At 71.8% G+C, this 12318-nt stretch carries 11 protein-coding genes; 4 read left to right on the top strand and 7 right to left on the bottom strand.

The window, feature by feature from the left end; all coding sequences use genetic code 11:
- Positions 1-112: 112 nt before the first annotated feature.
- From ACQ5BE_RS10620 to ACQ5BE_RS10605, 4 genes are all read right to left on the bottom strand, one after another.
- A complete protein-coding gene (locus tag ACQ5BE_RS10620; RefSeq protein ID WP_430297002.1) occupies positions 113-1471 on the bottom strand; it encodes a serine hydrolase domain-containing protein in 1359 nt (452 codons plus the stop codon).
- Between the two features lie 132 nt (positions 1472-1603).
- The gene (locus tag ACQ5BE_RS10615) at positions 1604-2296 is read right to left on the bottom strand and encodes an ABC transporter ATP-binding protein (protein WP_430297001.1); all 693 of its coding nucleotides are present in this window, start codon (positions 2294-2296) and stop codon (positions 1604-1606) included.
- On the bottom strand, positions 2293-3435 hold the full coding sequence (locus ACQ5BE_RS10610; RefSeq protein ID WP_430297000.1) for an ABC transporter permease: 1143 nt from the start codon (positions 3433-3435) through the stop codon (positions 2293-2295). The genes ACQ5BE_RS10615 and ACQ5BE_RS10610 overlap by 4 nt, the downstream gene beginning before the upstream one ends.
- 123 nt (positions 3436-3558) lie before the next feature.
- Complete coding sequence (locus ACQ5BE_RS10605) at positions 3559-4134, bottom strand: TetR/AcrR family transcriptional regulator (protein ID WP_430296999.1); 576 nt, start codon at positions 4132-4134, stop codon at positions 3559-3561.
- 34 nt (positions 4135-4168) lie between these two features.
- On the opposite strand from ACQ5BE_RS10605, the gene tgt reads away from it, so the two are divergent.
- A complete protein-coding gene (gene tgt, locus ACQ5BE_RS10600; RefSeq protein ID WP_430296998.1) occupies positions 4169-5470 on the top strand; it encodes a tRNA guanosine(34) transglycosylase Tgt in 1302 nt (433 codons plus the stop codon).
- Between the two features lie 22 nt (positions 5471-5492).
- On the opposite strand, the gene ACQ5BE_RS10595 is transcribed toward tgt, so the two are convergent.
- From ACQ5BE_RS10595 to ACQ5BE_RS10585, 3 genes are all read right to left on the bottom strand, one after another.
- On the bottom strand, positions 5493-6722 hold the full coding sequence (locus ACQ5BE_RS10595; RefSeq protein WP_430296997.1) for a CynX/NimT family MFS transporter: 1230 nt from the start codon (positions 6720-6722) through the stop codon (positions 5493-5495).
- Between the two features lie 45 nt (positions 6723-6767).
- The gene (locus ACQ5BE_RS10590) at positions 6768-7460 is read right to left on the bottom strand and encodes a queuosine precursor transporter (RefSeq protein WP_430296996.1); all 693 of its coding nucleotides are present in this window, start codon (positions 7458-7460) and stop codon (positions 6768-6770) included.
- 166 nt (positions 7461-7626) lie between these two features.
- Complete coding sequence (locus ACQ5BE_RS10585; RefSeq protein WP_430296995.1) at positions 7627-9045, bottom strand: MFS transporter; 1419 nt, start codon at positions 9043-9045, stop codon at positions 7627-7629.
- Between the two features lie 115 nt (positions 9046-9160).
- Here ACQ5BE_RS10585 and ACQ5BE_RS10580 point away from each other — a divergent pair, with 115 nt between their 5' ends.
- The 3 genes from ACQ5BE_RS10580 to ACQ5BE_RS10570 are packed head-to-tail and all read left to right on the top strand — an operon-like array spanning position 9161 to position 12259.
- On the top strand, positions 9161-9847 hold the full coding sequence (locus ACQ5BE_RS10580) for a response regulator transcription factor (RefSeq protein WP_430296994.1): 687 nt from the start codon (positions 9161-9163) through the stop codon (positions 9845-9847).
- Positions 9844-11316: a sensor histidine kinase gene (locus ACQ5BE_RS10575; RefSeq protein WP_430296993.1), complete on the top strand. Its 1473-nt coding sequence runs from the start codon at positions 9844-9846 to the stop codon at positions 11314-11316. Before ACQ5BE_RS10580 ends, ACQ5BE_RS10575 begins: the two co-directional genes overlap by 4 nt.
- Positions 11309-12259 carry a TAXI family TRAP transporter solute-binding subunit gene (locus ACQ5BE_RS10570; RefSeq protein WP_430296992.1) on the top strand — a complete coding sequence of 317 codons (951 nt, stop codon included), beginning with the start codon at positions 11309-11311 and terminating at the stop codon, positions 12257-12259. The genes ACQ5BE_RS10575 and ACQ5BE_RS10570 overlap by 8 nt, the downstream gene beginning before the upstream one ends.
- The last annotated feature ends 59 nt before the right edge of the window (positions 12260-12318 follow it).

Raw genomic sequence — 12318 nt, 5'->3', positions numbered from 1 at the left:
CTGGTCGTCCCGTCCGGCCTCTGGCCCCCCAGTGGGTCAGGGACTGGGCGAAGGTTTATATGTCCCCCATAGTTTTTGTACTCCGGTACAGCCCGTTGCGGAAGATGCGGAGCTACCCGAGGTCCGCGAGCAGGCCCTCGAGGCGGTCGAAGAGGATGGCCGGCCCGTTCGGGTTCGGCAGCTGGGTGTTGATCAGGATCGCCACGGTGGTTCCGGTTGCCGGGTTGTAGAGCGTGAGGGCCTCGTAGCCCAGGCCCGTCCCGGAGTGGCCCCACCAGCCGTCGATCTCACCGGCCGCCAGTCCGTACGCCGTGTAGTAGGGGCTGCCCGGATTGTCCGCGCCCGGGTCGGAGACGGCGGTGAGCCGCTGCGACTGGAGCCCGGGCGGCAGGAGCTGCCCGGATCCGAGCGCGCGTCCCCACGTGAGCAGGTCTGCGATGGTTCCGAAGTAGCCGCCCGATGCGCCGTAGAGCGACGGGCTGACCTGGGCGAGGCTCTCGAGACCGGAATCGCCGGTCTGGTACGGGGTCGCGACGGGACCGGCCGGGTCCTGCGCCCCCGAGTAGGCCACGGAGGTGAGCCCGAGCGGCGCGAGGATGCGCGCCTGAACTTCCTGGTCCCAGGGTGTGCCGGTGACCGCGCGGATGACCTCGCCGAGGAGCACGTAGTTCGTGTTGCTGTACTCGTACTGGCTGCCCGGGGCGAAGTCGAGGGGCTCGTCGAAGGCGTAGCCCAGGAGCTCGCTGTCCGAGAAGGAGCGGGTGTAGTCGGCGTCGAGCTTGTCCGAGAACTCCTGCGTGCCGGAGAACTCGGCGAGGCCGGTGCGCATCTCGAGGGCCTCCCGCACGGTGATCCGGTCCCCGGCGGCCGTGCCGTCGAGCTCGACGTCGGCGACGTCGGGCACGTACTTGGCGACCGGGTCGCCGAGCCCGAGCCGGCCCTCCCCCACCAGCTGGAGCACCACCGTGCCCACGAAGCTCTTGGTGATGCTCCGGTACGCGGACCGGGTGTCCTCAGTCCACGCGGTGCCCGCGGCGGCCTGGCCCGCCGTCGTCAGGTAGCGCGCGGACGCCGTCCCGCCGCTCCCGGTCGATACCGCGACCGCGAGTCCCGCGGCGCCCTGCTCGTCGAGGAAGTCGGCGGCGATGGCTGCGATGTCCGCGGGCATGTCCTGCCAGGCCGGCTGCGGGTTCGCGGGCGTCGGCGTCTGGCTGGGTGGGGCGGGGGCGGTGGGTGCCGCTGGGGCCGGCGAGGGCGTGACGCCGACGGCCGAGGGCGGCGGAGTGGGGCCCTTGCCCCGGGACGCGGAAGCGGCACGGTTCCGGTCCGTGCCCTGCCCGGCCACCGCCCCGACCGCAGCCCCGCTGAAGAGCACGGCGACGATGACGACGAGGATGAGGCGGCGGCGTCGTGCGCGTGCCGAGCCGCCCCGAAGGTGGCGGAACCATCCTGGCCGTCGCCTGCCCGGCATGTGCACCGCCTTCCCCGCGCCCCAGAGGCGGTCCCTGTTCTTTCCAGACAGGGTACGGGCGCCGGCTGTGCCATCGCTGTGGCGCGGCATAGGCGGTGCACAGCCTGGGCCGTGGCTGGCACCGGTGCCGCATCACGCCATCAGTGCCGCCTCGCTGAGCCGGCCGTCGGTCATCTCGAGGACGCGGTCGCAGTGCGAGAGCACGTCGTGGTCGTGGGTGACCATGACGACCGCGACGCCGGCGGCGTGCGCCTGCTGGGCAAGGAGCTCGACGACCTCGTGGCTTCGGCGCCGGTCCAGCGCTGCCGTGGGCTCGTCGACGAGGAGGAGGGACGGGCGGTTCACGAGCGCCCGGGCGATCCCTACCCGCTGCCGCTCGCCGCCCGAGAGCTGGCCGGGACGGTGCCCGGCGCGGTGGCCCATGCCGACGGCCTCGAGCAGCGGCTGCGGGTCGACGCGCCATCCGGCGAGCTTCGCCGCGAGCCGCAGCTGGTCCGCGGCGCTGAGCGCCGGGATGAGGTTGCCCGACTGGAACACGAACCCGACGGTCTCACGGCGGAACTTCGCGGCCGCGCTCATGCCGAGGGCGGTCACGTCGGTGCCGTGGACCCGCACGACACCGCTCGTCGGCTTCCCGAGCAGGCCGGCCATTGCGAGGAGCGAGGACTTCCCGGAGCCGGAGGGGCCGACGACGGCGGTGAATTCGCCCGGCTGTACGGCCAGGGACACGGAGTCGAGGGCGCGGACGGTGGCGTCGCCGTCCCCGAGCTCCAGGACTGCGTCGACGATCTCCAGGGCGGGTACGGCGTTGGCTGGCGCGGTCATCGGGCTCCTCCGAGGGCGTTGATGGGGTCGATGCGGGCGATGCGCAGGATGGCCACTCCCGCGCCGATGAGCCCGAGGACGAGGGTGAGGGCCGTGGCGAGCGCGATCGGCGCGGCCTCGAGGGCGAACGGGACGGCATCCGGGATCATGGCACCGAAGCCGACGCCCACGGCCACGCCGAGCGCCGTGAAGCCGACCAGGAGGATCGCGGCCTGGGCGAGGCCGTCGCGCAGGAGGTAGCGGGCGGAGGCGCCCATGGCGCGGAGGACGGCGAGCTCGTGCGTGCGCTGGATGGTCCAGACGGTGAAGAACGCACCGACCACGAGGGCGCAGATCGCGTAGAGGAAGGCCTGGATCATGCTCAGGGTCATGGTCTCGGCCTCGTAGCCCGGGGAGGCGTTGAAGGCCTTCGCCTTGGTCATGGTCATGGTGCCGGCGGTGGCGTCGGAGCCCGCGAAGTCGGGGGACGCGCCGTCGGCGGCGCGGAGCGCCACAACGCTCGAGTAGGCGTAGTCCGCGGCGTCGAGCTGCGCCTGGGTGGGCGCGCCCGGCTTGGCGGTGTTCGAGGCGAGGAGCCTCCACGTGCCGATCGGCAGGTAGGCGACGTCGACATGCCCGAAGGTTGCCTGGCCGTCGGTGAATCCGACCACGGTCAGCTCCGTGCCGACCCGGTCCAGGGTGATCTTGGTGCCGAGCTCGACGCCGGCGGACTTCGCCGTCTCCGACACGACGATGCCGTCCGGGGCGTTCAGCCCGGTACCGCTGGACACCGCGGGGGCGAGGAATCCGGCCGGCTCGATGCCGAACAGGGTCAGGTCGACCTGCTTGCCGGACCCGGTGGTCCCGTTGACGATGCTGACGCCCATCGGCTCGGCGTCGGCCACTCCGGGGGCCTTCGTCCACGCGTCGAGCTGCTTGGGATCGACGAGGGAGCGGCTGAAGGCGTTGTCGGTGATGGTGCCCTTGTCGAAGGCGAAGGCCGTGGCCGGCATGGCTTTCAGGCCCGAGACGCCGTCGTTGACGAGGCCGGAGGACAGGCCGGAGAGCAGCACGACGAGCACGGCGATCAGCGCGATCACGGCGCCCATGAGCGTGAACCGGCCGCGGGCGAATCTGAGTTCGCGCAGCGCGAGGAACATGTGGGGTCCTTGGGGGCGGAGGAGGAACACGATTTTTTTTCCGACACGCTGTCGGAAACATTCCGACACTACGTCGGAATCATGGGTGCGCACAAATCAACCCGGGTGTCCCTGCCTCGGGCGTCAGCGGGGCAGGCCCTCCAGGACAAAGGTCTGCACGGCAGCAGAGACCGCTTCGTGGTCCGCCCCGTGGTCGATGAGCCTGAGGGCGCCGTTGAGGGTCCCCTCGATGAGGGCGGCCCACGAATGGCTGTCGGTGAGGCCGAGTTCGGCGAGCGTGGCGGCGAGCGGCGCGAAGAGCGCGTCATGGAGGGCGCGGATGTCCTCATGCCGGCTCGGGGTGAGCTCGGCCTGCTGGAGGACCGCGGCGAGGTCGTGCTTGCCGTCGGCGGCCATCCGCAGCGTCGTGGCGATGTACGCCTTGAGCCGCTCCGTCCCCGGAGCCCACCGCGCCAGCTCAGCCTCGATCTCCCGGCGCCACTGCTCGAAGGCCTTGGTGGCGACGGCGACCAGGAGTTCGTTCTTCGAGGGGAAGTAGTCGTAGAAGCTGGACCGGGCCAGTCCGGCACGTTCGGTGACGCTGCGGGCGCCCACCCCGGCGACGCCCTCGGCGAGGAGGATCGCCTCGGCGGCCCCGATGAGCGCCGCTCGCTGGGCCTCGCGGTGCTCCGGGACGGAGGGGGCGGAGATCTTCGGCATCCACCCATTATCGGGCGGGTGGCAGACTGGACGGGTGCCAGATTCCGCTCCCGTCGCCCCCGAGGCCGCCCCGGCGCCGTCGTCCGCCGCAGCCCATCCGCGCCAGTCCGAGTTCTCCTTCGCGGTCGGCACCCGCCTCGAGGGTGGGGACGGCGCGCCGGCACTCGGCCGCACCGGCACCATCACGACCCCCCACGGGACCATCCAGACGCCGGCGTTCATCGCCGTCGGCACCAAGGCCACGGTCAAGGCCGTCCTGCCGGAGTCCATGGCGGAGCTCGGCGCGCAGGCGCTCCTCGCGAACGCCTACCACCTGTACCTGCAGCCGGGCGCGGACATCCTCGACGAGGCCGGCGGGCTCGGCCGCTTCATGAACTGGCCCGGGCCCACCTTCACAGACTCGGGCGGGTTCCAGGTCATGAGCCTGGGGTCGGGGTTCAAGAAGGTCATCGACATGAAAGGGCCAGGTGCTCCGGGGGGCGCCAGCTCCGACGACGCGGTGGCACCCGGCAAGGAGCGCCTCGCCCACATCGACGACGACGGCGTGTGGTTCAAGAGCCACCTCAACGGGGACAGGCACCGGTTCACCCCCGAGATCTCCATGCAGGTCCAGCACCAGATCGGCGCGGACATCATGTTCGCGTTCGACGAGCTCACCACCCTGCACAACTCGCGCCGGTACCAGGAGGAGGCGCTCGAGCGCACGCGGAAGTGGGCCGGGCGCTGCGTCGCCGAGCACTTCCGGCTGACCGACGAGCGCGTCGGCAAGCCGTACCAGGCGCTCTTCGGGGTCATCCAGGGCGCGCAGTACGAGGACCTGCGCCGCAAGGCGTGCGGCGACCTGGGCGCGATGCCGTTCGACGGCTTCGGGATCGGCGGCGCGCTCGAGAAGGAGAACCTCGGCACGATCGTGGGCTGGTGCTCCGAGGCGCTCCCCGAGGACAAGCCGCGCCACCTGCTGGGCATCTCCGAGCCGGACGACATCTTCGTCGCCATCGAGGCCGGCGCCGACACGTTCGACTGCGTCTCCCCCACCCGCGTGGCCCGCAACTCCGCGTTCTACACCGCCGAGGGACGGCTCAACCTCTCCGGGGCCAAGTACAAGCGGGACTGGGGCCCTCTGCAGGACGGCTGCGACTGCTACACGTGCGCCAACTACTCCCGCGCCTACATCCGGCACCTCTTCAAGGCTTCCGAGATGCTCTCGCACACCCTCATCTCGATCCACAACGAGCGGTTCGTGGTCCGGATGGTCGACGACGCGCGACGGGCGATCGAGGACGGCACCTTCCAGGACTTCAAGGCCGAGACGCTCGGCCGCTACTACGGCCCCTGACGCACGACGGCGCGTGCCCGGCTCAGCCTCGCCGGTGGGCGGCCATCCGCAGGCCCGCGAACGTCCCGACGGCGAAGCACAGGACCGACCCGAGCACCATGAGCAGCGGCGGCGTCCACGACCCTGCAGCGGCGTGGACGGACCCGATGAGCGTTGGCGCCACCGCCCCGAACCCGTAGCCGACCCCCTGCACGATCGCGGACATGCGTCCCGCGGAGGCCTGGTCCCGGGCGATCGCGAGGATCGCGCTGAAGATCAGGGTGATGCCACCGCCCTGCGCGGCCCCGCCCAGCGAGGACCACACCGCCCACAGGCCTGGCGCGGCCAGAAGACCCACCGGCACGGCGAGCCACAGCACACCGAGCGTCACGACGGCGGCCATGGTCCCGGCACGCCGGGCCAGGAGCGGCGTGCCGAGCGCGCCGACGATGGCGAGGATCTGGAACAGCGACGCCCCGGCGCCGGCCGACGTCGAGGAGAGCCCGAGCTCGTCGGACAGGAGGCTCGGAAGCCATGCGGTGACGCCGTAGTAGGAGAAGGCCTGGCCGCCGAAGCCGACCACCAGCGCAACGGTGACGGCGACGCCCCGGCGGCGGCCGCCGTCGTGCGTCCTGCCTCCCTCGGCGGCGACGGGTTCTGGAACGGCGGCGCGGCGCACCCCCACGGCCGCCGCCCAGAACACGAGGGCGACGACGGCGAAGAGGGCGCTGGCGGCGAGCGACAGGCGCCAGCCCCACGCATCCGCGAGGGGTGCCGACGCCACGGACGTCACGAACGAGCCGACGTTGAGCGCGGCCGTGTAGACGCCCATCGCCATGCCCTGGCGGGCGGGGGTGAAGTCGCGCCGGATGATGAGCGGGACGGCGATGTTGCCGACCGTGATGGCGACGCCGAGGAGGACCGTGCCGAGCATCGTCACGACCGTGCCGTCCAGCGAGCGGAGCACGACGCCGGCCAGCACGCCGAGGAGGTTCAGCGTCACCGCCACCTCCGCCCCGAGGCGCCGGGCGGAGAGGGAGGCGAGCGGTGAGGCGAGGGCGAAGCAGAGTACGGGGATGCCCGTCAGCAGCCCAAGCTCCCACGCCGAGAGGCCCAGTTCGTCCTCGAGGTGGCGCACCACGGGCGCCACTGCGACGAAGGGGCCGCGCATGGTCAGGGCGATCAGGCCGATCGAGACCAGGAGCAGCCCGACTCCGGCGGTCCGGCGGGGTGGGCGGGCGGCAGCGGAGGCGGGGCTGGGACGGGGGGTCATCCCCATGTTCGTATCACGCGGACCGTCGGTGGCCGAAAGGGCGTACTAGGCGTGGACACCTTCGGCGGCGACGGCGTAGCTCGGCTCGAGGCGCTTCACCCACCGGATCACGAGGGAGGTGACCGGGACGAAGAGGAACTCGACCCCGGTCTTGTAGACGAACCCGACCAGGACGTAGTTGACGAACGCGCCGGCGTCCGCGATCCCGATGACGGGGGCCGCAACCGCGCAGAAGATGAGCGTGTCGATGAACTCGCCGGCCACGGAGGAGCCCATGAGGCGGGCCCACAGCGTGCGCTCGCCCACCCGCGCCTTCATCTTCACGAGGATCCAGGAGTTGGTCATCTGGCCCGCGAGGAACGCGAGGAGGGAGCCGACGACGATCTGCGGCACCGGGCCCAGCGCGCCCTCGAGGGCGGCCTGCTTCGCGGCGCCGAACTCGTCGTCGAACCCGGGCAGGGCGATGATGGCCCAGTAGCAGGCCGAGGCGAAGAGCGAGAGGGAGAAGGTCGTCACGATGGCGGTCCGCGCGGCTCGGAAGCCGTACACCTCGCTCACCACGTCGCCGAGGATGTACGCGAGCGGGAACAGGAAGAAGCCGCCGTCGGTGATGATCGGGCCGAGCTGGACGCCCTTCGAGGCTCCGATGTTGCTCAGGATGAGGATCACGGCCATGGCCGCGAGGAAGACGGCGAAGAAGGGGCTGCCGATGGACGCGTAGCGTGCGGGGGACTTCACGGCGAGTATTCTCCCACCTCTCCCCGTCTCCTCCTCTCCCCCTCTCCCCCGTCTAAGGGTCACGTCCTGTTGGTCAATGACAGGACATAGACCAACAGGACGTGACCCCCAGGACGTGACCCCCAGGAGGTGACCCCCAGACGGCGCACGGGGCGGGAGCGCCGGGTCAGCTGACGCGAGAAGGTTCGCGGCCGTCGTCGTCCGCGGTGGCGGAGGTGCCGAACGCGGCACCGAACTCGGTGTCGAGCGGGGTGTGCTTCTTGTTCGGCAGGAAGAAGATGTACACCACGAGCGAGATCACGATGGTGATGGTCACGTAGGTGAACAGCCACTCCTTGTGCCCGGCGCTGGAGAGCCACTCGCCGATGAACGGCACCGTGCCGCCGAACAGCGAGTTCGCCACGGCGTAGCCCAGACCCACGCCGAGGGCGCGGACGGAGGACGGGAAGAGCTCGGCCTTCACGAGGGCGCTGATCGAGGTGTAGTTCACCACGATGACGAGGCCCGCGAGCATGAGCAGGAACGCGATCATCGGGTCCTTGACCCCGGCGAGGGTGGACATGATGGGCCAGGTGAAGATGGCGCCGAGGACGCCGAACACAATCAGCTGCGGGCGGCGGCCGAGCTTGTCCGAGAGCAGCCCGAACACCGGCTGCAGGAGCATGAACACGAACAGCGCCCAGAAGTTGATCACCGAGGTCTGCGTCTTCGGGATGCCCGAGACGTTGTTCATGAAGCTCAGGATGTAGGTCGTGTAGAGGTAGAACGCGCAGGTGCCGCCCATGGTCAGGAACACGACGACGGCGAACGGCTTCCAGTGCTTCGTGAAGAGGAGCTTGAGCGTTCCGGGCTGGACGGCCTCGAACTCGCCCCCCTCGCCGGACCCGGAGCCGTGGCTCTTCGCAGCGGCGACCTGCTCCTGGGAGATGGTCTCGTCCATCGTGCGGCGCAGCCACAGGACGATCAGGGCGGCGACGGCGCCGATCGCGAACGGGATGCGCCAGCCCCACGCCTTGAGGTCGGCCTCGCCGAGCGTGGACTGCAGGATCACGAGCGAGAGGAGCGCGAGGACCTGCCCGCCCACGAGCGTCACGTACTGGAAGCTCGAGAAGAAGCCGCGGCGCTTCGCGGTGGCGACCTCGGACATGTAGGTGGCGCTCGTGCCGTACTCGCCGCCCACGGAGAAGCCCTGCAGCAGGCGCGACGCGTACATGAGGACGGTGGACCACACGCCGATCTGGGCGGTGCCGGGCAGCACCGCGACGAGCAGCGAGCCGACGCCCATGAGGCTCACGCTGAGCGTCAGGGCGGCGCGGCGGCCGTGGCGGTCCGCGTAGCGGCCGAAGAACCACGAGCCGACGGGACGCATGAGGAAGGTGAGCGCGAACGTGAGGTACGCATCGATCTGCGCCTGGGCAGGATCCTTCGCGTTGAAGAAGTAGCTCGCGAAGTACGCCGAGAACGCCGCATAGACGTAGAGGTCGTACCACTCGATGAGGTTCCCTGCGGAGCCCTTGAGGGTGTTGGCGATGGCTCGCCTGGTCTGAGCAGCGCTGCTCGAAGACCCGGGGTGTGTGATGCTCATGGACACCGACGCTAGGGTGACGCGGGACACGGCCCCAAGCTGGCGGGCGCATTCCTAACAGTTCCTTAAGTCTTCGGCTCGGGTAGTCTCGGGCGGGGATGCGGAGGGAATGCCAATGCGGGTGCTGATCGTCGAGGACGACGACGCGATGGCCTCCGCGCTGCTGGCTTCCGCCCGGTCCGCGGGCCATCAGGCGGCCCGCGTGGGCCGCGGGGCGGACGCCCTCCTCGCGCACCGCGAGCACGACATGATCCTGCTCGACCTCGGCCTGCCCGACATGGACGGCCTCGAAGTGCTCCGCAAACTGCGCCAGGTCACCGACGCGCCCATCCTCATCCTCACCGCGCGCGACGACGAGCGCAGCGTGGTCCTCGGCCTCCGCTCCGGCGCGGACGACTACCTCGTCAAGCCGGTCAAGCTCATCGAGCTGCTCGCCCGCATCGAGGCGGTGGCCCGGCGCGCGGCGCGCGGCGGCGCCACCGAGCCGCACCGGCTCCAGGCCGGCGAGGTGAGCGTCGACCTCGACCGGCGAGTGGCCGCCGTCGGGCCCCGGGAGCTGAACCTCACCGCGACCGAGTTCGAGCTCCTCGCGCTCCTGGCCAGGCACGCCGGCTCGGTCGTGACACGGGAGCAGATCCTCGACGCGCTCTGGGGGGACGCGTTCCTCGCCAGTTCCCGCTCCCTCGACGTCCACCTGAGCGGACTGCGGTCCAAGCTCGGGCTGCCGGGGTTCATCATCAACGTCCGCGGCGTGGGGTACCGGATCGAGGGCGGCGCCCCGGGCCAGGGGACGACCGCGTGAGGCTGCGGGTGCTGGGCATCCTGAGCCTTTTCTCGATCCTCATTGTCGCCGTGGTCTCCGCCTCGATCCTCGCCTCCGTCAGCCGCGAGCTGACCCAGGAGCTGCAGATCAACCGCGTCGCGGCGCTCAACCGGTTCGCGCAGGTCGCGGATGACGCGGTGGCTTCTGGGGAGACGTCCCAGCTGCAGCGCGAGATGGACCGGTACTCGGCGCTCTACGGCGAGGGGATCGTCATCCGCACCCCGCAGGCCACGCTGGCCTCCGGCGGCCTCAGCCCCGACCGCCCGGACGTGCGCGATGCGCTCGGCCGTGCCCGGCTCAACCTCAGCGACATGACACTCGCGCCTGTGCAGCCGTTCGGCCCGCGGTCCGAGGTGGTCGCCCGCTCCTTCGGGACGGCGAGCCAGGTGCTCGGCGAGGCGGTGCTGGACGTCGATCTGGGCGCGGCCGAGCAGAAGCTGCGCGAGCGCTGGCTCCTCGTGGGCCTCGGGGCGCTGGCGGGGTGGGCGCTCCTCATCGTCGGCGCCGAGCGGGCCACCGGCTGGGTGCTGCGGCCCGTGCACCGGCTCACGGCCGCCGTCGCCGACTTCGAGGAGTCCGGGCGGGCCACCCGGCTGCGCGGAGAGGGCCCTCCCGAGCTGCAGGAACTCAGCCGGGCCTTCTCGGCCATGGCAGAGCACGTCGGAGCGAGCATGGAGGCCCAGCGGCAGCTCATCGCGGATGCCTCCCACCAGCTCCGCAACCCCATCGGCGCGCTGCGCCTGCGGGCGGACCTCCTCGCGCTCGAGCTCACGACCCCGTCCCAGCGGGCCGCGGCCGCGGGCGTGACGAACGAGCTCGAGCACGTCGAGGAGATCCTGGACGGGCTGCTGCGCCTCGCCGCCGCCGAGCACAGGGTCCACGAGGGCTCCGGGCCCGGCGGCGCGGGCGCCTCGTTGGGCGAGCGCGCAGCGCTCCTGGATCCCTGGACGGTGCTCCAGGAGGCCGTCGAGCGGGCCGCGCCCGCCGCGGCCCGCTCCGGGGGACGGCTCGTGCTCGCGGACGCCCCCGTCCCGCCGCTGCGGCTCGTGTGCAACAGCTCGGACCTCGCGGACATGGTCGGCGAGCTGCTCGAGAACGCCGTCAAGTACGCCCCCGGCGCCCGCATCCGGGTCAGCGCGGCACCCGGGGACGGCGCGGTGGCCATCGAGGTGGCCGACGACGGCCCAGGCCTCTCCCCCGAGGAGCTCGCCTCCTCGACGACCCGCTTCTGGCGGTCGCCACGCAACCGGGACACCCGCGGCACCGGGCTCGGGCTCACCATCGTGGAGCGGCTCGCCGGTGCGAACGGCGGGCGGCTCGCCCTCGCCGCCGCTGAGCCGCACGGCCTCGTCGCCCGGCTGGAGTTCCCCGCCGCGCCCACCGCCGCGCCGGCTGCCGCGCACGACGGCGCCCTCCCGCACGACGGCGTGGAGGCCACCGATGCCTGATCCCGCCTCAGGAGGCTTCCCGAGCCGCCGGACTGCCCTCCGCGCGGGTCTCGCGGCGGCCCTCGCCGGCGCCGTGCTCCCGGTCGCCGCCTGCGGCCCGACCCCGCCGGGAGGGGCGATGACCGTCGCCGGCGGCGAGCCCGGCGGCTTCTACCTCGAGTTCGCGACCCTCCTCGCGGGCTCCCTCCGCCGCCACGGCGTGGCGGCGGACGCGTCAGCCCTCGAGACCGGCGGCAGCCTGGACAACATGGACCGGCTCGCCCGCGGCGAGGCCACGCTGGCCATCGCGCTCGCGGACGCCGCGGTCCAGCGCGGCGGAGGGATGGCCGCCCTCGGCAAGGTGTACGAGAACTACGTCCACTGCGTGGTGCGCACCGACAGCGGCATCGCGGCGGTGGCCGATCTCGCGGGGCATGCGGTCGCCGTCGGCGATCCGCGCTCTGGGACGTCACTCACGGCCCACCGCCTGCTCGACGCCGCGGGAATCACCGTCCGCGCGATGCCGCTCGGGCTGAACCAGGGGCTCGCCGCGCTGCGGAGCGGAAGCGTCGAGGCGCTCTTCTGGTCCGGCGGCGTCCCCACCGCCGCGATCGCCGCGGCGACGAAGGAGGTGAGCCTGCGCCTGCTGGACCTCTCCCCGCTCATCCCGGCGATCCGGGCAGCCTACGGCGGCTTCTACGACCGGGTGCTGGTCCAGGACGACAGCTACCAGGGCATTCCGGCCGCGTGGACGGTGGGAGTCGCCAACCTTCTGCTCTGCCGCGAGGACCTGGGCGCGGACGTGGTCCGCGCGACCGTTGACCTGCTGCTTCAGCACGCGAACGAGCTCGTTCCGGCCTCGAGCCTCGGCGTGCAGTTCCTGAGCCCGGAGACCCTCATCAACACCAGCGGCATCCCCCTGCACCCGGCGGCGGAAGAGGCGTACCGCGCGTTCCACGGCTGAGACTGCGGCTGCCCACGCCGTGGGACGGCGGCGCCCGGGGCATCACGGCCATGCTCCCC

Source organism: Sinomonas sp. B1-1, from assembly GCF_050474465.1.
Taxonomy (GTDB): Bacteria; Actinomycetota; Actinomycetes; order Actinomycetales; family Micrococcaceae; genus Sinomonas; species Sinomonas flava.
The sequence above is the reverse complement of the archived record's forward strand: the minus strand, read 5'-3'. Positions and strand labels throughout refer to the sequence as shown.

Coding starts and splice junctions, on each gene's coding strand:
- ACQ5BE_RS10605 (WP_430296999.1), bottom strand. CDS start 4,134: ATGCCGAAGATCTCCGCCCCCTCCGTCCCGGAGCACCGCGAGGCCCAG.
- ACQ5BE_RS10620 (WP_430297002.1), bottom strand. CDS start 1,471: ATGCCGGGCAGGCGACGGCCAGGATGGTTCCGCCACCTTCGGGGCGGC.
- ACQ5BE_RS10585 (WP_430296995.1), bottom strand. CDS start 9,045: ATGAGCATCACACACCCCGGGTCTTCGAGCAGCGCTGCTCAGACCAGG.
- ACQ5BE_RS10615 (WP_430297001.1), bottom strand. CDS start 2,296: ATGACCGCGCCAGCCAACGCCGTACCCGCCCTGGAGATCGTCGACGCA.
- ACQ5BE_RS10580 (WP_430296994.1), top strand. CDS start 9,161: ATGCGGGTGCTGATCGTCGAGGACGACGACGCGATGGCCTCCGCGCTG.
- ACQ5BE_RS10610 (WP_430297000.1), bottom strand. CDS start 3,435: ATGTTCCTCGCGCTGCGCGAACTCAGATTCGCCCGCGGCCGGTTCACG.
- ACQ5BE_RS10570 (WP_430296992.1), top strand. CDS start 11,309: ATGCCTGATCCCGCCTCAGGAGGCTTCCCGAGCCGCCGGACTGCCCTC.
- ACQ5BE_RS10595 (WP_430296997.1), bottom strand. CDS start 6,722: ATGACCCCCCGTCCCAGCCCCGCCTCCGCTGCCGCCCGCCCACCCCGC.